The 22,459-nt window shown below is 69.0% G+C and carries 23 protein-coding genes; 13 read left to right on the top strand and 10 right to left on the bottom strand.

Annotation, left to right across the window (positions count from 1 at the left end; translation table 11 throughout):
- Positions 1 to 50: 50 nt before the first annotated feature.
- Positions 51 to 1,031, bottom strand: coding sequence for a 4-hydroxybenzoate octaprenyltransferase (gene ubiA / locus EV216_RS10210; protein ID WP_132695161.1), 981 nt, complete (start codon positions 1,029 to 1,031; stop codon positions 51 to 53).
- Here ubiA and EV216_RS10205 point away from each other — a divergent pair.
- The 3 genes from EV216_RS10205 to EV216_RS10195 are packed head-to-tail and all read left to right on the top strand — an operon-like array spanning position 1,030 to position 3,713.
- Complete coding sequence (locus EV216_RS10205; protein ID WP_132695160.1) at positions 1,030 to 1,764, top strand: 16S rRNA (uracil(1498)-N(3))-methyltransferase; 735 nt, start codon at positions 1,030 to 1,032, stop codon at positions 1,762 to 1,764. The genes ubiA and EV216_RS10205 overlap by 2 nt on opposite strands.
- The gene (locus EV216_RS10200; protein WP_132695158.1) at positions 1,761 to 2,282 is read left to right on the top strand and encodes a hypothetical protein; all 522 of its coding nucleotides are present in this window, start codon (positions 1,761 to 1,763) and stop codon (positions 2,280 to 2,282) included. The genes EV216_RS10205 and EV216_RS10200 overlap by 4 nt, the downstream gene beginning before the upstream one ends.
- 60 nt (positions 2,283 to 2,342) lie before the next feature.
- Complete coding sequence (locus EV216_RS10195; RefSeq protein ID WP_132695156.1) at positions 2,343 to 3,713, top strand: glutamate--cysteine ligase; 1,371 nt, start codon at positions 2,343 to 2,345, stop codon at positions 3,711 to 3,713.
- A 9-nt stretch (positions 3,714 to 3,722) separates the two neighbouring features.
- Here EV216_RS10195 and EV216_RS10190 read toward each other — a convergent pair whose 3' ends face one another.
- The 5 genes from EV216_RS10190 to EV216_RS10170 form a co-directional block, all read right to left on the bottom strand.
- The gene (locus EV216_RS10190) at positions 3,723 to 4,058 is read right to left on the bottom strand and encodes a hypothetical protein (protein ID WP_132695154.1); all 336 of its coding nucleotides are present in this window, start codon (positions 4,056 to 4,058) and stop codon (positions 3,723 to 3,725) included.
- A gap of 151 nt (positions 4,059 to 4,209) precedes the next feature.
- A complete protein-coding gene (plsY, locus tag EV216_RS10185) occupies positions 4,210 to 4,818 on the bottom strand; it encodes a glycerol-3-phosphate 1-O-acyltransferase PlsY (protein ID WP_132695153.1) in 609 nt (202 codons plus the stop codon).
- A gap of 6 nt (positions 4,819 to 4,824) precedes the next feature.
- Positions 4,825 to 6,099 carry a dihydroorotase gene (pyrC, locus tag EV216_RS10180; protein WP_132695151.1) on the bottom strand — a complete coding sequence of 425 codons (1,275 nt, stop codon included), beginning with the start codon at positions 6,097 to 6,099 and terminating at the stop codon, positions 4,825 to 4,827.
- Complete coding sequence (locus EV216_RS10175; protein ID WP_132695150.1) at positions 6,096 to 6,530, bottom strand: hypothetical protein; 435 nt, start codon at positions 6,528 to 6,530, stop codon at positions 6,096 to 6,098. Before EV216_RS10175 ends, pyrC begins: the two co-directional genes overlap by 4 nt.
- Entirely contained in the window at positions 6,523 to 7,479 is a 957-nt protein-coding gene (locus EV216_RS10170) for an aspartate carbamoyltransferase catalytic subunit (protein ID WP_132695148.1), read from the bottom strand. The genes EV216_RS10175 and EV216_RS10170 overlap by 8 nt, the downstream gene beginning before the upstream one ends.
- A 103-nt stretch (positions 7,480 to 7,582) precedes the next feature.
- On the opposite strand from EV216_RS10170, the gene EV216_RS10165 reads away from it, so the two are divergent.
- The 5 genes from EV216_RS10165 to EV216_RS10145 all read left to right on the top strand — a co-directional run bounded on the left by EV216_RS10165 (position 7,583) and on the right by EV216_RS10145 (position 14,469).
- Positions 7,583 to 8,371, top strand: a complete 789-nt coding sequence (locus tag EV216_RS10165; protein WP_132695147.1) for a uracil-DNA glycosylase — start codon at positions 7,583 to 7,585, stop codon at positions 8,369 to 8,371.
- Complete coding sequence (locus tag EV216_RS10160; protein WP_132695146.1) at positions 8,368 to 8,973, top strand: metallophosphoesterase family protein; 606 nt, start codon at positions 8,368 to 8,370, stop codon at positions 8,971 to 8,973. The genes EV216_RS10165 and EV216_RS10160 overlap by 4 nt, the downstream gene beginning before the upstream one ends.
- The gene (moaB, locus tag EV216_RS10155) at positions 8,970 to 9,512 is read left to right on the top strand and encodes a molybdenum cofactor biosynthesis protein B (protein WP_132695144.1); all 543 of its coding nucleotides are present in this window, start codon (positions 8,970 to 8,972) and stop codon (positions 9,510 to 9,512) included. The genes EV216_RS10160 and moaB overlap by 4 nt, the downstream gene beginning before the upstream one ends.
- A 100-nt stretch (positions 9,513 to 9,612) precedes the next feature.
- Positions 9,613 to 11,070, top strand: a complete 1,458-nt coding sequence (locus EV216_RS10150) for an efflux RND transporter periplasmic adaptor subunit (RefSeq protein WP_132695143.1) — start codon at positions 9,613 to 9,615, stop codon at positions 11,068 to 11,070.
- Positions 11,071 to 11,073: 3 nt separating this feature from the next.
- Complete coding sequence (locus EV216_RS10145; RefSeq protein WP_132695141.1) at positions 11,074 to 14,469, top strand: efflux RND transporter permease subunit; 3,396 nt, start codon at positions 11,074 to 11,076, stop codon at positions 14,467 to 14,469.
- A gap of 43 nt (positions 14,470 to 14,512) precedes the next feature.
- On the opposite strand, the gene EV216_RS10140 is transcribed toward EV216_RS10145, so the two are convergent.
- Positions 14,513 to 15,325: a protein-disulfide reductase DsbD domain-containing protein gene (locus EV216_RS10140; protein WP_132695140.1), complete on the bottom strand. Its 813-nt coding sequence runs from the start codon at positions 15,323 to 15,325 to the stop codon at positions 14,513 to 14,515.
- A 137-nt stretch (positions 15,326 to 15,462) separates the two neighbouring features.
- Between EV216_RS10140 and EV216_RS10135 the strand changes: the two genes are divergently transcribed.
- Positions 15,463 to 16,020 (top strand): YqgE/AlgH family protein, encoded by a 558-nt coding sequence (locus EV216_RS10135; RefSeq protein WP_132695139.1) that lies wholly within the window; start codon positions 15,463 to 15,465, stop codon positions 16,018 to 16,020.
- Here the strand turns inward: EV216_RS10135 and EV216_RS10130 are convergent, their stop codons facing one another.
- Complete coding sequence (locus EV216_RS10130) at positions 16,021 to 16,986, bottom strand: L-threonylcarbamoyladenylate synthase (protein ID WP_132695137.1); 966 nt, start codon at positions 16,984 to 16,986, stop codon at positions 16,021 to 16,023.
- 140 nt (positions 16,987 to 17,126) lie between these two features.
- Here EV216_RS10130 and EV216_RS10125 point away from each other — a divergent pair, with 140 nt between their 5' ends.
- The 3 genes from EV216_RS10125 (at position 17,127) to EV216_RS10115 (ending at position 20,627) form a co-directional block, all read left to right on the top strand.
- Positions 17,127 to 18,833 carry an acyl-CoA dehydrogenase gene (locus tag EV216_RS10125; RefSeq protein WP_132695136.1) on the top strand — a complete coding sequence of 569 codons (1,707 nt, stop codon included), beginning with the start codon at positions 17,127 to 17,129 and terminating at the stop codon, positions 18,831 to 18,833.
- Positions 18,830 to 19,888 (top strand): MBL fold metallo-hydrolase, encoded by a 1,059-nt coding sequence (locus EV216_RS10120; protein WP_424511180.1) that lies wholly within the window; start codon positions 18,830 to 18,832, stop codon positions 19,886 to 19,888. The genes EV216_RS10125 and EV216_RS10120 overlap by 4 nt, the downstream gene beginning before the upstream one ends.
- Before the next feature lie 61 nt (positions 19,889 to 19,949).
- The gene (locus EV216_RS10115; RefSeq protein WP_243642039.1) at positions 19,950 to 20,627 is read left to right on the top strand and encodes a hypothetical protein; all 678 of its coding nucleotides are present in this window, start codon (positions 19,950 to 19,952) and stop codon (positions 20,625 to 20,627) included.
- A gap of 120 nt (positions 20,628 to 20,747) precedes the next feature.
- On the opposite strand, the gene EV216_RS10110 is transcribed toward EV216_RS10115, so the two are convergent.
- Both EV216_RS10110 and EV216_RS10105 read right to left on the bottom strand, forming a co-directional pair.
- On the bottom strand, positions 20,748 to 21,077 hold the full coding sequence (locus EV216_RS10110) for an AzlD domain-containing protein (RefSeq protein ID WP_132695133.1): 330 nt from the start codon (positions 21,075 to 21,077) through the stop codon (positions 20,748 to 20,750).
- Positions 21,074 to 21,781: an AzlC family ABC transporter permease gene (locus tag EV216_RS10105; protein ID WP_132695131.1), complete on the bottom strand. Its 708-nt coding sequence runs from the start codon at positions 21,779 to 21,781 to the stop codon at positions 21,074 to 21,076. The genes EV216_RS10110 and EV216_RS10105 overlap by 4 nt, the downstream gene beginning before the upstream one ends.
- A 77-nt stretch (positions 21,782 to 21,858) precedes the next feature.
- Here EV216_RS10105 and mobA point away from each other — a divergent pair, with 77 nt between their 5' ends.
- Entirely contained in the window at positions 21,859 to 22,455 is a 597-nt protein-coding gene (gene mobA, locus EV216_RS10100) for a molybdenum cofactor guanylyltransferase MobA (protein WP_132695129.1), read from the top strand.
- The last annotated feature ends 4 nt before the right edge of the window (positions 22,456 to 22,459 follow it).

Genomic DNA, 22,459 nt, shown 5'->3' with positions numbered 1-22,459 from the left:
GTCGTCCCGCGGTAAGGATCATGGATCGTCCCCCTCCAGAGGCCGCGCGCCTACGCCAGGATTGCAAGCCCGAAGAACAGCACCGGGATCAGCCCGGCATCGCGGTTCGCCCGGAACAGTCGCAGGCAGGCATCGGCATCGTCCGCGTCGAGATTACGCAACTGCCAGTAAAGATGCGCGCCGAAGCCTGCGACCCCCATCAATCCAACGATCACGGCTGTCTGTCCAGCGCTATGGGTCAGCGCGACCAGAACCGCCAGCGCCATCAACCCGACGCTTGCGATTCCGAACTGCTGAAGCCGCAGCGCCGTCTGGTCTCCGAACAGCAACGCGGTGGACTTCACCCCGATCAGCGCGTCGTCCTCCTTGTCCTGATGGGCATAGATCGTGTCGTAGAAGATCGTCCAGGCAATCCCCGACAGGTAAAGGAACAGCGCAGGCCAGCCCAGACTGCCGGTATGCGCGGTCCAGGCCAGCAGCGCGCCCCAGTTGAAGGCAAGCCCCAGGAACATCTGCGGCCAGTAGGTAAAGCGCTTGGCAAAGGGATAGACCGCCACCAGCACCAGCGAGGCGATGCCCAGCGCGATTGCCGCAGTGTTGAAGGTGATCAGGATCAGGAAGGCCGTCAGCGCCTGAAGCACCATCCAGACCACCGCGTTCTGCACCGTCACCTGCCCGGAGGGGATCGGGCGCGAGCGGGTGCGCGCAACGCCCGCGTCGATCTCGCGGTCGGTGATGTCGTTCCATGTGCAGCCCGCACCGCGCATCAGCCACGCCCCGATGGCGCAGCCCAGCACGATCCAGAGGTCGATCCACAGAAACCCGGTCGAGGCCGCGGCCAGCGTCACCGCCCACCAGCAGGGAATCAGCAACAGCCATGTCCCCACCGGCCGGTCGGCGCGCGACAGCCGCAGATAGGGGCGCGTCCAGGGCGGCGCCTGGGTGTCGACACGGTTGCCCCGGACCGCATCTGCGACCCGGCCTTCGGCCTCTGGCGTTTCGCCGGTCTGGGACGTATCACTGGTGGCCATGAGCGAACCCCGGTCTGCGAAAATCCGGCTCTATGTAGAGCACCCGTTGGGGGAAGGGCAAACCGTTCCTCTGGCGGCGGAGCAGGCGCATTATCTCTTTTCCGTGATGCGGCTTGGGGTTGGCGATGCGGTTCTGGTGTTTGGCGGGCGCGCGGGTGAATGGCTGGCTCGGGTGTCCACGGCGGGCAAGCGCGGCGGCGCGCTGCTGTGCGAGCGGCAGACGCGGCCGCTTCGGCTGCCACCCGATCTGTGGCTGTTGTTCGCGCCGATCAAGAAGGCGCGCACCGATTTCATCGTCGAGAAGGCGGCCGAGATGGGCGCCGCGCGCATTTGTCCGGTTCAGACCGATTTCACCAATGCCGAGCGGATCCGCCAGGATCGGCTGCAGGCCCATGCCATCGAGGCGGCCGAGCAATGCGGCGGCACCTATGTCCCCGAAGTCTGCAACCTGCGGCGCTTGTCCGACATTCTGGCCGACTGGCCAGAGGGGCGGCGGCTGATGTTCTGCGACGAGGCGCTGGTGGGCGCGGGGGCGGCGCTGGGCGATGCGCCGCGCGGGCCCTGGGCCATCCTGATCGGCCCCGAGGGCGGCTTTTCGGATGCCGAGCGCACCCGCCTGCGCGGCCTGCCCTTTGCCCATCCGGTCAGCCTGGGCCCCCGGGTGCTGCGCGCGGACACGGCGGCGGTGGCCGCCATGACGCTGTGGCAGCAGGCGCTGGGGGATTGGGGGTGAGCTTCCTGCGCCCCGAGATTCGCGCGCTGCTCGATCGCTCGCGCGAGATGCTGGCCGCGGGCGGGATGGCGCTGGCGGGGGGCTGGGTCTTCACCTTCGGTGGCTGGTTCTTCCAGGGGCTCGGGCTGGCGCTGATGCTTTTGTCGCTGGCGCTGGGCTATGTCGCGATCCGGCGGCTGCGCTTTGTCCCGGGCGGGGGCGCGCCGGGGATCGTGCAGGTGGACGAGGGGCAGATCACCTATCTGGCACCCGGCAATGGCGGCTTCGTGGCGCTGAGCGAACTGACCGAACTGGAACTGGTCTTCGACGCCGATGGCGCCCGGCTCTGGCGGCTTGCGCAATCCGGCTTTCCCACCGTGACGATCCCCGCCGCGGCGCAGGGGGGCGATGCGCTGTTCGATGCTTTCGTATCATTGCCGGGCGCCCGCCCCGGCCATATTGTCGCGGCACTCGACCGGACCCCGGACCAGGGGCCGGTCATGGTCTGGCGGCGCGAGCGTCACCCGGCCTTGACTTGACCCGCCCCCCGTCGCAGGTGACAGGCCGAACGACGCGAACGAACCCGGAGGCCAGCGCCCATGTCCATCCCACAAACCGGCGGCGGCCCGATCGAGTCCGTGGCGCAACTGGCCGAGTATCTCGAAGCCGGCTGCAAGCCCCAGGATGCCTGGCGCATCGGCACCGAGCACGAGAAATTCGGCTATGACAAGGCGACGCTGAAGCCCATTCCCTATACCGGCGAGCGGTCGGTGCTGGCCGTGCTTCAGGGCTTGCGCCAGCGCTATGGCTGGGCGCCGATCTTCGAGGGCGAGCATATCATCGGGCTGGAAAAGGACGGCGCCAATGTCAGCCTGGAGCCGGGCGGGCAACTGGAACTTTCCGGCGCGCCGCTCGAAACCATCCACCAGACCTGCGACGAGGTGAACGAGCACCTGCGCGAGGTCCGCTCGGTCGCCGACGAGATCGGCGTGGGCTTCATCGGGCTGGGCGCCGCGCCGGTCTGGGCGCATGACGACATGCCGGTTATGCCCAAGGGCCGCTACCGGCTGATGACCGACTACATGGACCGGGTCGGGACAATGGGAAAGACGATGATGTACCGCACCTGCACGGTGCAGGTGAATCTCGATTTCTCGTCCGAGGCCGACATGGTGCGGAAACTGCGCGTGGCGCTGGCCCTGCAACCCGTCGCGACCGCGCTTTTCGCCAATTCGCCCTTCCTCGACGGCAAACCCAACGGCCACAAGTCGTGGCGGGCGCGCGTCTGGCGCGATCTGGATCCGGCGCGCACGGGGATGCTGCCCTTCGTGTTCGAGGACGGCTTCGGCTTCGAGCGCTGGGTGGATTACGCGCTCGATGTGCCGATGTATTTCGTCTATCGCGACGGCAGATATATCAACGCGCTGGGCCAGTCCTTCCGCGATTTCCTTGCCGGTCGCCTGCCCGCGCTGCCCGGAGAGGTGCCGACCCTGTCGGACTGGGCCGATCACCTGACCACCATCTTCCCCGAGGCCCGAGTCAAGAAATTCATCGAGATGCGCGGCGCCGATGGGGGGCCGTGGCGGCGGCTCTGTGCGCTGCCCGCGCTGTGGGTCGGGCTGACCTATGACCAGTCGGCGCTGGATGCGGCCTGGGATCTGGTCAAGGACTGGGATGCCGAAACGCGCGACGCCTGGCGGGTCGCGGCCTCGGTCCACGGGCTTCAGGCCGAGGTGGGCGGACGCAAGATGCAGGCGCTTGCCGGCGAGGTCGTCGCGATCGCGCGCTCGGGCCTCAAGGCCCGCGCCCGGCCGGGGCTGGGCGGCATGGTGCAGGACGAACGCCATTTCCTGCACGCGCTCGAAGACAGCGTCGAGACCGGCAAGGCCCCGGCCGACGAGCTGCTGGAGCATTACCATGGCGACTGGAACGGGGATCTCTCCCGCATCTACGCCGAATACAGTTACTGAGCCCGGCCTTCAGGCGCCCCTGTCGCCGCCGTGCATGACAAGCACGGCGGCAAGCGCCAGCCCGATGCCCAGCGCATCGCGCCACGAGGCGGCCTCCTTGAAGACCACGATACCCAGCAGCGCCAGAAGAACCAGTGTCGCCGTGGAATAGAGCACGCCGATCATCGCCAGCGAGTGCTGTTGCATCAGGAAGAACCACGCCAGCGCCGGAAGGCCGTAGCAGACCGCCCCGACAAGGAACATCGTCGAGGTCATCCCGTCCTCGTGGTCCGATGCCAGCTTGATGAAATAGTCGCCCGTGACCGTCATGGCCGTGGCCAGTATCAGCCAGAAAAAAGTGTCCATGATCCGACCTCCCGCGAAGGACCGGGACGAGCTTCACCCGAGCGGTGCCGCCTGCCAAAAATGTCGAGTTTGTGTGGATTTACAATAGGTCCAGCCTGGCTGCAGGCAAAGCGAAAATGCCGCAGGGTAAGGGAAACCCGACCCTCGCCGCTCAGCCCTTCCTGCCGATCTTCGGCTCGGTCCCCGCGATCAGGCGGCGGATATTGGCCGCGTGGCGGATCAGGATCAGCGCGGCCAGCAGGGCGGCCAACACCGCCATTTCGCCATGTCCCAGAACGATTGCCCAGACCGGCGACAGCACCGCCGCGACCAGCGCCGAGAGCGAGGAATAACGCAGCGCCGCCGCGACCGCGAGCCAGGTGCCGCAGGCCGCCAGCCCCACCGGCCAGGCCAGCGCCAGCAAGGTGCCCAGGAAGGTGGCGACCCCCTTGCCGCCCCTGAATCCCAGATAGACCGGGAACAGATGGCCGAGGAAGGCCGCGAAGCCTGCCAGTTGCGCCGCATCCTCGCCCACGGCGGCGCGTGCGATCAGCACCGCGATGCCGCCCTTGGCCGCGTCCAGCACCAGTGTCAGGAAGGCGGCAGGCTTGTTGCCGGTGCGCAGCACGTTGGTTGCGCCGATATTGCCCGATCCGATCTTGCGCAGATCGCCAAGCCCGAAGAGCCGCGCCATGACGATGCCGAAGGGCACCGCCCCCAGCAGATAGGCCAGAAGCGCCACGAGGCCGAGGGTCAGGGGCGCGGTTTCGATCACGGGCATGGGGGGTCAGCCTTTTCCAAAGACGCGCGCGCCCGCGACCCAGGTGCCCAGCACCCGGCCCTGCATCCGCGCCCCGTCGAAGGGGGTGTTCTTCGATTTCGAGCGCAGCGCGAAGCGGTCCAGCACGAAGGGCGCATCCGCGTCGAACCAGACCAGATCGGCCGGTGCGCCCGGGGCCAGACGCCCGGTGGCAAGCCCCAGCCGTCGCGACGGGTTCAGCGACAGCGCCCGCCAGAGCCGCGGCAGGTCGATCGCGCCCGCATGGTACAGCCGCAGTGCTGCGGGCAGGAGCGTTTCCAGCCCGACCGCGCCGCTTGCTGCCGCCTCATAGGGCAGGCGCTTGGATTCCTCGTCCTGTGGCGTGTGCATCGAGGAAATCACGTCGATCAGGCCCGAGGCCACCGCCTCGACCAGCGCCACGCGGTCAGTCTCGGTCCGGAGCGGGGGCTTGACCTTGAAGAATGTGCGGTAGTCGCCGACATCCAGTTCGTTCAGCGTCAGGTGGTGGATCGACACGCCCGCGGTCACGTCGCGGCCGTTCTGCTTGGCGCGGTCCAGCGCGGGCAGGGCGCGGGCGGTGGTGATCTGGTCGGCGTGGTATTTCACGCCCGTCATCTCGACCAGCGCAAGGTCCCGGTCCAGCGCCATGCGTTCCGCCATGGGCGAGACGGCCGGCAGACCGCGCAGCGAGGCGAACTTGCCCGAGGTCCCGCAGGCCCCGTCGGACAGGCCCGGATCCTGCGGGTGGGCGATCACCAGCGCGCCCAGGGAGCGCGCATAGGTCATCGCGCGGGACAGGACCTTGGTGTTCTCGACCACCCGGTCGCCATCGGTAAAGGCAACCGCGCCCGCATCCAGCAGGAACCCGATCTCGACCATCTCGCGCCCCTCGCGCCCCTTGGTCAGCGCGGCCATGGGCTTGATCCGCACGGGCGAGGCGTCGCGGGCGCGGCGGGTGACGAATTCCAGCACCTCGGGCGTGTCGATGGCGGGGGTCGTGTCGGGACGGGTGACGATGGTGGTCACGCCCCCCGCGGCCGCAGCCGCCCCGGCCGAGCCAAAACTTTCCTTGTGCCGCTCGCCCGGCTCGCAGACCTTGACGCCGATATCGACGATCCCGGGGGCAAGGCAGTTCCCGTCGCAGTCGATCACGGTGTCGGCTGGCGGCGCCTCGCCCGTTCCGGTGGCCGCGATCCGCTCGCCCTCGACCAGCAGCCAGCCGGGCGCGTCTGTCCCGGCCTCGGGGTCGATCAGGCGGGCGTTGGTGAAAAGCGTTCTCATCGCCGCGCGCCCTTTGCTGTCAGTATCCGCGCCACGACCGCATCCGGTTCGGCCAGGAACTTGATCAGGTGCTTGTCGCCCGAGCGGGTGATGATCTGCACCGCGGCGCCCAGCTTGCGGGCCTTGTCGATGTTTTCGAACAGGACCCGCCGTCCGCCCGGTCCCATCAGCGCGCGGTCGGTCAGCGTCCAGGTGGCCCTGAGTTCCTCGCCCATCAGATAGGCCCCGCGCACCCCGATCCCCAGAAGCGCGGCCACGATCCCGACCCAGGGATAAGGGTTGCCCAGCAGCACCAGCACCAGGCTCGCCCCCACACCGGCGATCACCGCGAGCAACACATGCGCCTTGATATAGGTGCCCCGGTCGGCGCGGAACTGCGCCTGCACGGTTTCGCCGTCCTCCAGATCGGCCGACAGGGTGGGATCAAACATGGATACCCCCACCCGCCCGTTCCGCCCGCAGGTTGCGCGCCAGAAGGTCCATCGCCGCCATGCGCACCGCCACGCCCATCTCGACCTGTTCCTGGATGACGCTACGGTTGATGTCGTCGGCCAGCGTGCCGTCGATCTCGACCCCGCGGTTCATCGGCCCCGGATGCATCACGATGGCGTCCTCCTTGGCATGCGCAAGCTTCTCGGCGTCCAGCCCGAAACGGTGGTAGTATTCGCGCTCGCTGGGGATGAATCCGCCATCCATCCGTTCCTTCTGAAGCCGCAGCATCATCACCACATCGGCGCCGGCCAGCCCTTCGCGCATGTCCTCGTAGACCTCGACGCCGAATTCGGCCGCCTTGGCCGGGATCAGCGTGGCGGGGCCGATCAGCCGCACCCGGTTTTCCATCCGCCCCAGAAGCAGGATGTTCGAGCGCGCCACGCGGGAATGCGCGATGTCGCCGCAGATCGCCACCGTCAGCCGGTGCAGCCGCCCCTTGGCGCGGCGGATCGTCAGCGCGTCCAGCAGCGCCTGGGTCGGGTGTTCGTGCCGCCCGTCGCCCGCGTTCAGCACCGCGCAATTGACCTTCTGCGCCAGCAGATCCACCGCGCCCGATTGCGGATGGCGCACCACCAGCAGGTCGGGATGCATCGCGTTCAGCGTCAGCGCGGTGTCGATCAGCGTCTCGCCCTTCTTCAGGCTGGACGCCTGCATCGACATGTTCATCACATCCGCGCCCAGCCGCTTGCCCGCGATCTCGAAACTGGCCTGGGTCCGGGTCGATGCCTCGAAGAACATGTTGATCTGGGTCAGCCCGGCCAGCACGTCGGAATGTTTCGACGCGCCCCGGCTGAGATCGACATATTGATCGGCAAGATCCAGGATGGTGCGGATATCGTCTGCCTTCAGCGGCTCGATGCCCAGAAGGTGGCGGAAACGGAACGTCATGGGGCCTCCGACCTGATCGCCCCGCTTATAGAAAGCGCGCCTGTCCCCGGCAAGGGACGCGATGGCCATTGCCGCCGCCCCGGCCGCGCCCTAGCCTTGCGCGATGGATTCCGGGATCGACCCCCACACCGCGCTGGCGCTGCTGGAATGGCAGATCGAACTGGGCGCGACCGAGGCGATCGGCGAGACGCCGGTCAACCGCTACGAGGCCGCGCCCGTGGCGCCCTTGGCCGTTGCGCCGCAGCCCTCCAGGCCCGCCATGCCGCTTGCGCCCGCGCCCGAGGCCGATCCGGTCCTTGTTGCCCGCGCGGCGGCCGCCGGTGCCGCGGACCGTGACGGGCTGCGCGCGGCCCTTGCCGCCTATGAGCATTGCGAGTTGAAGAAGGGCGCGAAATCGCTGGTCTTTTCCGACGGCAACCCGGCCGCCCGCGTCATGGTCATCGGCGAGGCGCCGGGCCGGGACGAGGATATCCAGGGCAAGCCCTTTGTCGGCCGGGCCGGGCAGTTGCTGGACCGGATGTTCGCCAGCATCGGCCTTGATCGCGCCGCACCCGACCCCGCCCGCGCGCTTTACATCACCAATGTCCTGCCCTGGCGGCCGCCGCAGAACCGCGACCCCGAGCCGCAGGAGGTGGCGATGATGCTGCCCTTTCTGGAACGCCATGTGGCGCTGATCGACCCGCAGGTGCTGGTGCTGATGGGCAACCATTCCTGCGGCGCGCTGCTGGGCCGCAAGGGCATCACCCGGTTGCGCGGGCATTGGGCGCAGGCGCTTGGCCGGCCGGTGCTGCCGATGTTCCACCCGGCCTTTCTGCTGCGCAATCCGATTGCGAAACGCGAAGCCTGGCACGACCTTCTGATGCTTCAGGCCCGTCTGAGGGAGACCGCATGAAGATACTGGCCTTTTCCGACCTCCATATCTCGCAGGACGCCGCCGATGCGCTGGTCGCCGCCTCGGCCGAGGCCGATCTTGTCATCGGCGCGGGCGATTTCTGCAACCGCCGCGAAGGTCTGGATCAGGCCATGGCAATGATCGAGGGGATCGCCGTGCCCTTTGTCATGGTGCCCGGGAATTGCGAAAGCCTGGACGAACTGCGCGCGGCCGCGCCTGCCGGGGCGCATGTGCTGCATGGCGAGGGGGTCGAAATCGGCGGGCTGAGGCTGTTCGGGCTGGGCTATGGCGTGCCGGTCACGCCCTTCGGCGCCTGGTCCTGCGACCTGACCGAGGAGGCGGCGGCAGACCTGCTGGCGCCCTGCATTGCCGCCGACGTGCTGGTCTTTCACTCGCCGCCCAAGGGGATCGCCGATGTCACGGGGGGATGGTTCTCGGTCGGCTCGACCGCGATCCGCGATGCCATCGCCCGGGTGCAGCCACAGCTTGCGGTCTGCGGGCATATCCACGATTGCTGGGGGCGCGAGGGCATGATCGGCGCGACCCGCGTGGTCAATCTGGGCCCCAGGGTCAACTGGTTCGAGATCGGAGCCCGGCCATGAGCCACGGCACAGAGACCAAGGACTTCATCCCCGTGCGCATTGCCGTGCTGACCGTGTCCGACACCCGCACCCTTGCCGAAGACCGCTCGGGCCAGACGCTGGTCGATCGGATCGAGGCCGCGGGCCATGTCCTTGCCGCCCGCGCGATCCTGCCCGATGAACGCGACCAGATCGCCGCGCAACTGCGCGACTGGTGCGCCGATCCGGGCGTGGACGTCGTGATTTCCACCGGCGGCACCGGGCTGACCGGCCGTGATGTCACGGTCGAGGCGCATCGCGATATCTACGAGAAGGAGATCGAGGCCTTCGCGACCGTCTTTACCATCGTTTCGATGCAGAAGATCGGCACATCGGCGGTTCAAAGCCGCGCGACCGGCGGTGTGGCGAACGGCACCTATCTGTTCGCGCTGCCCGGCAGCCCCGGCGCCTGCAAGGACGCCTGGGACGAGATCCTTGTTCACCAGTTCGATTATCGCCACCGGCCCTGCAATTTCGTCGAGATTTTTCCCCGGCTCGACGAACACCGGCGACGGAAATAGATACATCGCGCGTAACGCATATGTGTTGGGTGCCGGGTCCGGCAGGCGCTATTGCTGTGGCACGGGCGCGGGTTGACCGGCCGGGAAAGGACATTGGCAGATGAGATTTCTCCGCCGCAGCCTTGTCGGGCTGTTCCTTGTCGCCCTGACCTTCGGGTTGCTGGCCTGGGCCGGGCATATGGTCAGTTCGGCCATTCAGGCCCGTCTTGCCGATCAGCCCGCCCAGCGCCCCGCCCGCGAACGTGTCTTTGCGGCGAATGTCGTGACCGTCACGCCCGAGACCATATCGCCGGTGCTGACCGCCTTTGGCGAGGTGCGCGCGCGCCGCACGCTTGATCTGCGCGCCGAGGCGGGCGGCCGGGTGGTGGATCTGCATCCCGCGTTCGAGGAAGGCGGCCGCGTCAAGGCGGGCGAACTGATCCTGCGGGTGGACCCCTCGAACGCGCAATGGGCGCGCGATGTGGCGCAGACCGATCTGACCGGGGCCGAGGCAGATCTGCGCGATGCCGAACGCAAGCTGGTCCTTGCGCGCGAGGAACTGGCCGCGACCGAGGATCAGGCGCGGCTGCGCGCGCAGGCGCTGGCCCGGCAACAGGATCTGCGCGCCCGCGGCGTGGGCACCGATGCCGCCGTCGAGGATACCGCGCTGGCCGCCTCTGCCGCCGCGCAGGCCGTGGTCGCCCGCCGCCAGGCCGAGGCGCAGGCCGAGGCCGCGGTGGAAACCGCGCATAACGCGCTGGCCCGGGCGCGCATCCGGCTGGCCGAGGCCGAGCGCGCGCTGGCCGATACCGAGCTTTACGCCGCCTTCTCGGGGACGCTGGCCGAGGTGTCGCTGGTCGAGGGCGGGCTGGTTGCGCCGAACGAACGGGTGGCGCAACTGATCGACCCCTCCGCGCTCGAGGTCGCGTTCCGCGTCTCGACCGCGCAATACACCCGACTGCTGGACGACAAGGGCGCGCTGCGCCCCGCCCCGGTGACCGCGGTGCTGGACGTGTTCGGCGCCGATCTGACCGCGGCGGGCCAACTGATCCGCGAAAGCGGCGCGGTTGCGCAGGGTCAGGCCGGGCGGCTGCTGTTTGCACGGCTCGACAACGCGCCGGGCTTGCGGCCGGGCGATTTCGTCACCGTGCGTCTTGAGGAACCGCCGCTTGACCGCGTCGCGCGCCTGCCTGCGACCGCGCTGGATGCGGCGTCGCAGGTGCTGGTTCTGGACGAGGATGACCGGCTGGAGGCCGTTCAGGTCGAGTTGCTGCGCCGTCAGGGCGACGACGTGATCGTGCGCGCCGCGGGTCTTGCCGGGCGCGAGGTCGTGGCCGAGCGCACGCCGCTTCTGGGCGCGGGGATCCGGGTGCGCCCGCTGCGCCCCGGTGCCGAGGCTGCCGGGGACATCCCCGAAACGGTCGAGCTGTCGCCCGAACGCCGCGCCGCGCTGATCGCTTTTGTCGAGTCCAACCCGATGATGCCCAACGAGGCCAAGGCCCGGGTGCGCGCCCAGCTTGAACAGGACCTTGTGCCCGTCCGGGTGGTCGAGCGGCTTGAATCCCGGATGGGGGGCTAGACCATGACGCGCCCGATCCCCAGCGCGGTCGGAGGGGTCCTGTCCTATTTCACCCGCCACCGCACCGCCGCGAACCTGTTGCTTGTCATGCTGATCGTCGCGGGGCTGGCTGCCGCGCCCAGGATGCGGGCGCAGTTCTTCCCCGATGTGGTGATCGACAGCGTCACCGTGACCGTGCAATGGGAAGGCGCGGGCGCCGAGGATGTGGATACCGGCATCGTGCAGGTGCTGGAGCCCGTCCTGATCGCGCTTGACGGGATCGAGAAAAGCTCGTCGCGCGCGACCGAAGGCTCGGCCTTCATCACGCTGGATTTCGAACCGGGCTGGGACATGTCGCGCGCTGCCGACGATGTGCAGACGGCGGTCGATTCCGTGCGCACGCTTCCCGCCGAGGCCGAGGTGCCCGAGGTGCGCCGCGGATCCTGGCGCGATCAGGTGACCGATATCGTCCTGACCGGACCCGTCGCGGTGGACCAGTTGGGCCGGCTGGCCGACGAACTGGTGGCGCGGCTGTTCGCGGTCGGCGTCACGCGCACCACGCTGCGCGGGCTGGCCGCGCCCGAAACCGTGGTCGAGGTGCCATCGGCCGAACTGATCCGGCATGACATCACGATGGCCCAGATCGCCCAGGTCATCGCCGCCGAGGCCGCGACCGCGCCTGCGGGCGATGTGTCGGGCGGCACCGCGCGGGTGCGCACCGGTGCCGAAAAGCGCAGCGCCGAGCAGATCGGGGCGCTGGTGCTGCGTTCGAACGCGGACGGCTCGACGCTGCGCATAAGCGATGTCGCCACCGTCCGGGTCGAGGGCGTCGACCGCCAGCGGGCCTATTTCGTGGGCGATCAACCCGCCATCACGATCCGGGTGGACCGCTCGGACCGGGGCGACGCGATCGAGTTGCAGCGCCGGGTCGAGGCCGTGGCGGCAGAGTTGCGCACCACCCTGCCCGAAGGCGTCTCGGTCGACCTGATCCGCACCCGCGCCGAATACATCTCGGGCCGGCTCGACATCCTGCTGAACAACGGGCTGATGGGGCTTGGCCTTGTGCTGGTGCTGCTGTTCCTGTTCCTGAACGCGCGCACCGCCTTCTGGGTCGCGGCGGGCATTCCGGTGGCGATGCTGGCCACCGTGGCGCTGATGTATGCGTTCGGGCTGACGATCAACATGATCTCGCTGTTCGCGCTGATCATCACGCTGGGCATCGTGGTGGACGATGCCATCGTTGTGGGCGAACATGCCGACTTCCGCGCCCGACGCCTGCGCGAAGGGCCTGTCGAGGCCGCCGAGAATGCCGCCCGGCGGATGGCCGCGCCGGTTTTCTCGGCCACGCTGACCACGATCATCGCCTTTCTGGCGCTGGTCGTGATCGGGGGACGCTTCGGCCACATGATCGCCGACATCCCCTTTACCGTGATTGCGGTGCTGGTCGCCTCGCTGGTGGAATGTTTCCTGATCCTGCCGCATCACATGGCGCATGCGCTGGCCCATACGGCAAAGGAACATTGGTATGACGCCCCCTCGCGCGCGTTCAACCGCGGGTTCCGCTGGGTGCGCGATCGGCTGTTCCGGCCCTTCATGGTCCTGGTGATCCGCGCGCGCTATCCGGTGCTGGCGCTGACGGTGCTGCTGCTGGCCAGCCAGGTGGCGCTGCTGATCCGGGGCGATGTGTCCTGGCGGTTCTTCAACGCGCCCGAGCAAAGTTCGGTCACCGGCAATTTCGCGATGCTGCCCGGCGCCAGCCGCGAGGACACGCTGGAAATGATGCGCGAGATGCAGCGCGCCGCCCAGGCCGTCGCGGCCCGCTACGAGGCCGAGCATGGCCGCAACCCGGTCGATTACGCCATCGCCGAGATCGGCGGCAATGCCGGGCGAGGGATGGCGGGGGCCGATGTCAAGGATGCCGACCTGCTGGGCTCGATCGCGATCGAGCTGATCGACCCCGATCTGCGGCCCTATTCCTCGTTCCAGTTCGTCGCCGACCTTCAGGACGAGGTGCGCGAGCACCCGATGGCCGAGACGGTCAGCTTCCGCGGCTGGCGGTCGGGCCCCGGTGGCGATGCGCTGGACGTGCAGTTCTACGGCGCCGATGCCGCCACGCTCAAGTCCGCGGCTGAGGCGCTGAAGGCGGCGCTTGCCCAGTATGGCGAGGTTTCGGCGGTCGAGGACAGCATGGCCTATGACAAGGAGGAATTGCTGCTCGACCTGACCGCGCAGGGGGCTGCGCTGGGCTTCACCATCGAGGAGCTGGGCCGGGTGCTGCGTCACCGGCTGAACGGGATCGAGGCCGCGACCTATCCCGACGGGCCGCGCTCGGCGGCGATCCGGGTGGAACTGCCCGCGGGCGAGCTGACGGCGGATTTCCTGGAGCGCACGCTTCTGCGCGCGCCTTCGGGCGACTACCTGCCGCTGGCCGATATCGTTTCTGTCAAGCGCAGCACCGGGTTCTCGACCGTGCGGCGCGAGAACGGGCTGCGCGTGGTCTCGGTCACGGGCGATCTGTCCGAGGACGACCCCGCCCGCGCCGAGGAGATCATGCGCGAGCTGGAACAGGTGGTCCTGCCCCGGATCGAAAGCGATCTGGGCGTCGCGTTCCGCCTGGGCGGCCTGTCCGAGCAGGAACAGGACTTCATGGCCGATGCCCGGCTGGGGCTGGGGCTGGGGCTGATCGGCATCTACCTGACGCTGGCCTGGATATTCTCAAGCTGGTCGCGGCCGGTGGTGGTGATGGCGATCATCCCGTTCGGGCTGGTCGGCACGATCTATGGCCACATGGCCTGGGACGTGCCGATGTCGATGTTCACCGTGGTCGGGCTGATCGGGATGGTCGGCATCATCATCAACGATTCGATCGTGCTGGTCAGCACGGTGGACGATTACGCCCGCTCGCGCGGCCTGATCCCCGCGATCGTGGATGCGACCGCCGACCGGCTGCGGCCGGTTCTGCTGACCACGCTGACGACCGTGCTGGGCCTGATGCCGCTTCTGTTCGAGAAATCGCAACAGGCGCAGTTCCTGAAACCGACGGTCATCACGCTGGTCTACGGGCTGGGCTTCGGGATGCTGCTGGTCCTGCTTGTGGTGCCGGCGCTTCTGGCGGTGCAACAGGATGTCAGCCGCCAGATCCGTGCTCTGCGCCACGGCCTGCGCGGACGCACGCGCGGCGGCCGGGCGGCGGTCGTGGGGCGCGCGACGGGGCTGGCGGCGGTGGGGCTGGCGGTGCTGTTCGCGGCGACGGTCGGGGTTGTGCTGGCGACGGGTGCGCCGCCTGCGCCGTTGCCGGGGATGGCCGGTCAGCCGATGGCCGCGGCGCTGGTGCTGTTCCTTGTCGGTGCTGCGGGGATGCTGGTGCTGTCCTATGGGCTTGCTGCGCGTGCCATGGCCCGCGCGGGGGGCACCGGCTAGGCAACGTAACCCCCATAGGCCGGGTTTCGCTCGCAGCGGGCGCTCAGCGCCCCGCGCAGCCGCGGATATCGACCGCCCGACGCTCGCCCAGCAGCGTGATGCGCAGTTCCGAACGGTCCAGCGCAAAGGGCGTGCCGCTTGCCGGAACCAGATCCGCCTGCGCGACCAGCCGCCCGCCCTGCCGCGCCATTTCGGCCTCGGACACCCAGATCGATGGGTCCGGCAATTCGAACACCACCGTTTCGCCCGCCCCCAGCGCGCCAACCTCGATCTCGGCGGTCAGGCGCAGCCCGTCCCGGATCGGTTCCACCATGCAGCGCACCGCACCGACCTTTGCCTCGCGCGCGGTGAGCGGCCGGGCGTCAAGCGCCGCGCGGATCGCCTCGGCCCCGCCTTCGGCGGGCAACATGCCGGTAAGCCGCAATTCCATCGGCAGGCAGATGTCCTGACATACCCCAAGCTCGACCCGGGCGCGCAGTTCGACCGGGCTGCCCGGCTCGCGCGGGGTCAGTTCCAGCGGCAGCACCACCTCGCGTTCATAGCCGATCGTGCGCAGCCCGTTCGACGTGAACACCCGCGGCACCGGCCAGTGGACCCGGACGCCCGCCATGTTCTCGGATCCCGACCAGTCGAAGCGCGGCGGCACCCCGGCATCGCCCGGCGCCCGCCAATAGGTCTTCCATCCGGGTGCAAGCCGCAGCTTGAGCCCTGCCATGTAAGTGCCGTCCGCATTCTGCCAGCCGGGCAAGATCTCGGCATGCAGCACGTTCTCGGGCGGTCCCGCCAGAGCAGCCTGGGCAATTCCCAGCGCAAGTGTCGACGCTGCGGCAAGACGAAGAAATCTTTTCAAAGCCATGGGGGCGAAGATAACGAGCGCGCCTTCGCCGTGAAATCACATTCGGGCGATAGCGTCATGAAAATTGTCGTGCGTCGCCCTTGCGCCCTTGCGCCCGCGGGCACATTCTGTCCGTCTGGTAGACTGGGACGTTTCAGATGCAACTCGGCGGCAAGCTTCTTATCGCGATGCCCGGCATGGGTGATCCCCGCTTCCAGAAAAGCGTGGTCTTTCTCTGCGCGCATTCCGAGGAGGGCGCCATGGGGCTGATCGTCAACAAGCCCATGGTGGAGCTGTCCTTTTCCGATCTGCTCAAGCAGCTTGGCATTGCGCGGGCGCCCGGCGCCCGCGACATCCGCGTGCATTTCGGCGGCCCCGTCGAACATGCCCGAGGCTTCGTTCTGCATTCGGGCGACTACAATTCCGGCAGCGACACGACGCTGCGGGTCGATGGCCGGTTCGGGATGACGGCGACGCTCGACATCCTAGAGGACATCGCGAAGGGGCAGGGGCCGGCCGATTCTCTGCTGGCGCTTGGCTATGCGGGTTGGGGGCCGGGCCAGCTCGAGGGCGAGATACAGGACAATGGCTGGCTGACCTGCGAGGCGGTGCCCGAGATCGTGTTCGATCCAGCTGATACCGCCAAGTGGGAGCGCGCGCTTCGGACCCTCGGGATCGAACCGCTGATGCTGTCCTCGGCCGCCGGGCGGGCGTGATCAGCCCCGGGGGGCAGCCGCCCGGCGCAGCCGGTCGTTGATCGCCCTGCCAAGGCCGTGATCGGGAATCGGCGCGACGGCGATGCGTTGGCCCGGTTCGGCGCGCGCGTCCAGTTCGCGCAGCGCGTGGAACAGGTTCGCTGCCGCTTCGACCAGATCGCCCGTGGACGACAGGTTCAGCGCCGCCCCGTCGCAGCCCGACCCGAATCCCAGCCATAGTGCGCCCGGGGGCGGCGTGGCGGCTTCGAGGACGACGGGGGCATCCGGCGCGTAATGCGACGAGAGTTGCCCCGGCGAAGTGATCGCATCGCCCGCCCTGCGCGGCGCCACCCGCCTTCCCAGACAGTCCTCGATCGCCTCTGTCGGCAGCCCGCCCGGGCGCAGCAGTACCGGCGCGGGATCGAAGCCCAGAATCGTCGATTCCACCCCCACCGGGCAGGCCCCGCCATCCACCACCGCCGCGATCCGCTCGCCAAGCCCTTGCAGCACATGCGCGGCGCGCGTCGGGCTGATGCTGCCCGAGCGGTTGGCCGAGGGCGCCGCGACCGGCCCGCCGAACGCCGCCAGCAGGCCATGGGCCACCGGATGATCGGGCACGCGCAGCGCCACGGTTGGCAGCCCTGCACTGACCAGCGGCGACAGCCTTGCATCCGGGTCCGCATCCGGGCGCAAGGGCAGCACCAGCGTCAGCGCACCGGGCCAGAAGGCCGATGCCAGCCGTTCTGCCGCCCCGTCCAGCACCGCGTATCGCGCCGCATGCGCGGCATCGGCCAGATGCACGATCAGCGGGTTGAAATGCGGCCGCCCCTTGGCCTCGAAGATCCGCGCCACCGCCCGGTCGTTGTGCGCATCCGCGCCCAGCCCGTAGACCGTCTCGGTCGGAAAGGCGACCAGTTCGCCCGCCCCCAGCAGCGTCGCCGCACGGGCAAGCCCGTCGGCATCGGGCTTCAGCATCTCTGCGCTCATGGTCCGCGCCCCCGGTGACGTTGCGTTGGACTTGATGGGGCGGGGCGGTCGTTTACCCTGCGCTCGACCTCTGCCATACCCCGCCGGACTGGTACAGCCGCCCCGCCCCGGGGACAAGGCAGGAGGAGAGGGAGGATCCCATGTCGTACCGTGCCCCCGTGGCCGATATCCGCTTCCTGCTCGATCATGTGGCAGGCTTCCCCGATCTCGCCGCTACCGCGCGTTTCGCCGAGGCCACGCCGGATCTGACCGCCGCGATCCTGGACGGCGCGGGCAGACTTTGCGAGGACGTCATGGCACCCCTGCAACGGGTGGGCGATCTGCACCCCGCACGGCTGGAAAACGGCATCGTCCGCACGCCCCCCGGTTTCGCCGAGGGCTGGCGCGCCATCGCCGAAGGCGGCTGGATCGGTCTGGCCGCGCCCGCCGAACATGGCGGCATGGGCCTGCCCCAGACGCTGGCAATGGCCGTCACCGAGATGATGAGCGGCGCCTGCCTTGCCCTTCAGATCGCGCCCCTGTTGACCCAGGGCCAGATCGAGGCGCTGAGCCATCATGCCAGCGACGCGCTCAAGGCGCTGTACCTGCCAAAACTGATCTCGGGCGAATGGTCGGGCACGATGAACCTGACCGAACCGCAGGCGGGCAGCGATGTGGGCGCGGTGCGCACCGTCGCGGTGCCGAAGGGCGACGGAACCTACGCGATCACGGGGCAGAAGATCTTCATCTCCTGGGCGGATTCCGAGTTCATCGGCAATGTCGTCCATCTGGTCCTTGCCCGCCTGCCCGATGCGCCCCCGGGCACCCGCGGCATCAGCCTGTTCCTTGTGCCGCGCAACATCCCCGATGCCGAGGGCAATCCCGGCGCGCGCAACAGCCTGCGGGTGGTCAGCCTGGAACACAAGCTGGGTCTGCATGGCAGCCCGACCGCAATGATGGATTATGACGGCGCGACCGGCTGGCTGGTGGGCGAGCCGCATCGCGGCATGGCGGCGATGTTCACCATGATGAACAATGCCCGCCTGGGCGTCGGGATGCAGGGGATCGGCGTTGCCGAAGCCGCGTTCCAGCACGCGCTGGCCTATGCCCGCGAACGGCGGCAGGGGCCGACACCGCAGGGCGAGGCCATCATCGGCCATGCCGATATCCGCCGGATGCTGGCCGCCATGCGGGCCGAGATCTTCGCCGCCCGCGCCATTGCGCTGTCCTGCGCGGTGGCGATCGACATGGCGGAGGCCACGGGACAGGCCGACTGGGCCACCCGCGCCGCATTCCTGACGCCCATCGCCAAGGCCTATGGCACCGATACCGGGGTCGATGTCGCCTCGGCCGGGATGCAGATCCATGGCGGCATGGGATTTGTCGAACAGACCGGCGCGGCGCAATTCCTGCGCGACGTGCGCGTGACTCCGATCTACGAGGGCACCAACGGCATCCAGGCGATGGATCTGGTCGGCCGCAAGCTGATGGATGGCGGCGAGGCGGCCTGGCGCCTGCTGGAAGAGATCGAACAAGGCGCCGAAGCCGCGCGCGCCCTGCTGCCCGATCTTGCCGGCGAGGTCTGGGCCGCCGCCGAGACGCTGCGCGAGACGACCGAATGGATGCTGACCCGGGACCAGACCGACCGCTTCGCCGGTGCCGTGCCCTTCCTGCGCGCCTGGGCGCGGGTGCTGGGCGGCCACGCCCATCTGGCGGCGGCCCGCACCGAGGGGGGCGCGGGGCCGCGCACCGCGCTTGCCCGGGTCTTCATCGCGCGGCTGCTGCCCGAACATCCCGCCCTGCTGGCCCAGGCCCGGGCCGGGGCGGCGGCGCTTTATGCGCTGTCCGACGACGATCTGGCTGCATGATGGACGGCACGCGCGGCCCGATCCGCTACCCCTTCCCCGATCCGCCCGGCCCCGATACCGCCATCGAGATCGCCGAGGGCGTGCTGTGGCTGCGCCTGCCGCTGCCGATGGCGCTGGATCATGTGAATGTCTATGCGCTGGACGATGGCGCGGGCTGGACCGTGGTCGATACCGGCATCGCCTCGCGCCGGTCCCGCGCGCTGTGGCAGGCGCTGATGGCGGGGCCGCTGAACGGCAAGCCGGTCACGCGCGTCATCGTCACCCATCACCATCCCGACCATGTGGGGCTGGCGGGCTGGTTCCAGTCCGAACATGGCGCCGAACTCTGGACCAGCCGCGTCGCCTGGCTGTTCGCGCGCATGCTGCAACTCGACGAACAGGACCGCCCCGCGCCCGAGACGCTGGCCCATTGGCGCGGCGCGGGCATGGATCCCGCGCTTTACGCCGAACGCGCCGTCCAGCGCCCGTTCAATTTCGCCGACACGGTGGCGCCGATGCCCTTGGGCTTTCGCGACATGGCCGAGGGCGACGTGATCCGCGCGGGCGGGCGCGACTGGGACGTGCGGCTGGGCGACGGGCATGCGCGCGACCATGTCACCCTCTGGAGCCAGGACTGTAACCTCGTGATCGGCGGCGACCAGCTCCTGCCCTCTATCTCGCCCAATCTCGGGGTCTATGCCACCGAACCGCTGAACGACCCCGTCGCGGCCTGGCTGTCCAGCTGCACCCGGCTTGCCGCCCATGCGCGCGAGGATCATCTGGTGCTGCCCGGCCACAAGCTGCCCTTTACCGGCCTGCCCACGCGGCTGGTGCAACTGATCGACAACCATCACGGCGCGCTTGACCGACTGATCGCCCATATCGACCGGCCGCGCACCGCCTGCGACTGCTTCCCCGCGCTCTACCGGCGCGAGATCGGCCCGGCCGAATATGTCCTCGCCCTGGTCGAGGCGGTGGGCCATCTCAACCACCTGTTCCTGACCGGCCGCGCCCGCCGCTGGCAACGCGAGGATGGCGCCTGGCTGTTTCAGCGCGCCGAGGGGCCGGGGGCGTGACAGCCCCCATCCGATCCGCTAGCCTGCCGCCCGGGGCAGGAAGACGTTAAAAGGCGCGCAGATGATATCGACCAACCCGGTGCCGGTGGGACGGGCGCACCGCCCCTTCGCCGCCACGAAACTCCCCCTCCTCGCTGCCCTGCTTCTATTCGTGCTGGCCGGCTGCGCCGAATCGGTCTGGGCGCCTGACGAGGATGTGGCCCGCGCCGCCTATCGCCATCCCGGCCCGCCCTCGATCACGCTTTTCACGGTGATCGCCAACCGGTCGGATGCCGGGGCACATTCGGCCCTGATGATCAGCGCCAGCCAGCGGGTGATCTTCGATCCGGCCGGAACCTGGTGGCACCGCACCGTGCCCGAGCGCAACGATGTGCTTTACGGCATCACGCCCACGATGCTGGATTTCTACATCGACTACCACGCGCGCGAGACCTATCGCGTCATCACCCAGACCGTCGAGGTTTCGCCCGAAACCGCCGAACGGGCGCTGCGCGTGGCCGAAGCCTTTGGCGCCGCGCCCAAGGCGATGTGCGGCCGCTCCGTCAGCCAGGTACTGCGCCAGGTGCCGGGCTTTCAGACCATCCCCGCCACCGTCCGCCCCAGGGCCATCATGGACGGTTTCGCCAAGCTGCCCGGGGTCCGCACCGAAACGATCCGCGACGACGACCCGGACGAGAACCGCGCCGTTCTGACGGCGCAGCACCGCGACCGCGTCGCAGAACTTGTCGCGGCGGACTGAGCGCGGCATCCTGCCCAGGCGCGCGAAACGCCTTGTGTTTCTTCTTGGCCAAAATACCCCGGGGGTCCGGGGGCAGCGCCCCCGGCGGGTCGGCTTGCGCAGCAAGCCGAAACCCGGCGCCTATCCCAGCAGGAACAGCATCCCGTAAAGCGTGACCGCCCCCGCTGCGATGGCGGCCAGCACGTTTTTCGTGACATGGCCGACCCCCAGCGTGGCAAGCGCGGCCAGCATCCGGGCGGGGTCGGTCTCCCCTCCCGTCGCCTGCGGCCAGACCACCATGGGGGCCACCAGCGCGGGCAGTACCGCGACGGGCGTATAGCGCAGATGCCGCAGCAGCCAGTCGGGCAGGGGCCGTTCGCCGATCATCCCCAGGAACGAGAACCGGATCAGGAAGGTTCCGATCCCGAGCAGACCGATGATCGTCCAGATCTCCAGGCTCGACTGGGTCATTCCCGGTTCCCCATCCGCAATTCCACTTGCGCCCCCACCATCATCGCCACCAGCCCAGCGATCAGCACGCCCGCCTGATAGGGCAGGAAGGCCAGCGTCAGCGCCACCGCGACCGAGGTGCCGACCGCAGCCACATGGGCCAGCGTCCGCAGCGCGGGCGCCACCATCGCGAGGAAGGTGATCGGCACCGCGAAGTCCAGCGCGAATTCGGGCGGGATCGCCTGGCCTGCCAGCGCGCCCGCCAGCGTCGCGACATACCACATCGGGCAGACCGGCGTGATGCTGCCCGCGTAATAGGCCAGCCGCTCGCCCAAGCTCATCTCTGGGCGCGATTCGTAGCGGGCCTGGGCCAGCGCATAGGTCTGGTCGACCAGGAAATAGGCAGCCAGCGCCCGTTGCCAGAGCGGTGCGCCGCCCAGATGCGGGGTCAGCGCGGCGGAATACATCGCCATGCGCAAATTCACCGCCAGTGCCGTTGCCAGCACCAGCATCGTGGGCGCCTGATCCACCATGAGCTGAACGGCCGTGAACTGCGCGGCACCGGCGATGACGAGGATCGAAAAGCCCATAACCTCGGCAATGTTCAGCCCCGCTTCGGTCCCGACGACCCCGAACAGCAGGCCGAAGGGCATGATGACCAGAACGAACGGCGCGCCGTGGCGGACGCCGGTCCAATAGGCCGATCTGACATTTGAGGCGGACATCGGCGCGCTCTGGTCTTGAGGTGCCCGGCGGGCGTAAGCTCTCCGGCGATGGGGTGCAACCGCAAAACGGGGATCCGATGCGGGTGGTCGGGGTGATCCTTGCGGGCGGGCGGGGGCGGCGGATGGGCGGCGTGGACAAGGCGCTGATCCGTCTGGGCGGCACGACGCTTCTGGCGCGCGTTGCCGCGCGGCTGGGACCCCAGGTCGCGGCGCTGGCGCTCAGTGCGAATGGCCTTGCGGAGGACTATGCCGAGGCTCGCCTGCCGGTTCTGGCCGATCCGCCGCCGGGCAATCTTGGGCCGCTGGCGGGCGTGTTGGCGGGGCTCGACTGGGCGGCAGAGGAGGGAGCCGAGGCGGTCGCGACCGCGGCGGTGGACACGCCGTTTCTGCCCGCCGATCTGGTAGCGCGGCTGGTGGCTGCGGCGGGAGGCGGATTGGCGGTTGCGGCAAGCTGCGGGCGAATGCACCCGACGGCGGCGCTCTGGCCGGTAGGGCTGCGCGAGGAATTGCGCGCCGCGCTAGCCCGGGGCGAGCGTCGCCTTGGCGGCTTCGCCCATGCCAAGGGCGCGGTAACGGCCGGGTTCGAGGCGGAGGGGATCGACCCCTTCTTCAACATCAACACCCCCGACGACCTTGCCCTTGCCGAGGCGGCGTTGCAGCCGCCCGGCGCCTGATCGC

The organism is Rhodovulum steppense (assembly GCF_004339675.1).
Classification (GTDB): Bacteria; Pseudomonadota; Alphaproteobacteria; order Rhodobacterales; family Rhodobacteraceae; genus Rhodovulum; species Rhodovulum steppense.
This window is presented reverse-complemented; position numbering and strand designations above follow the sequence as displayed.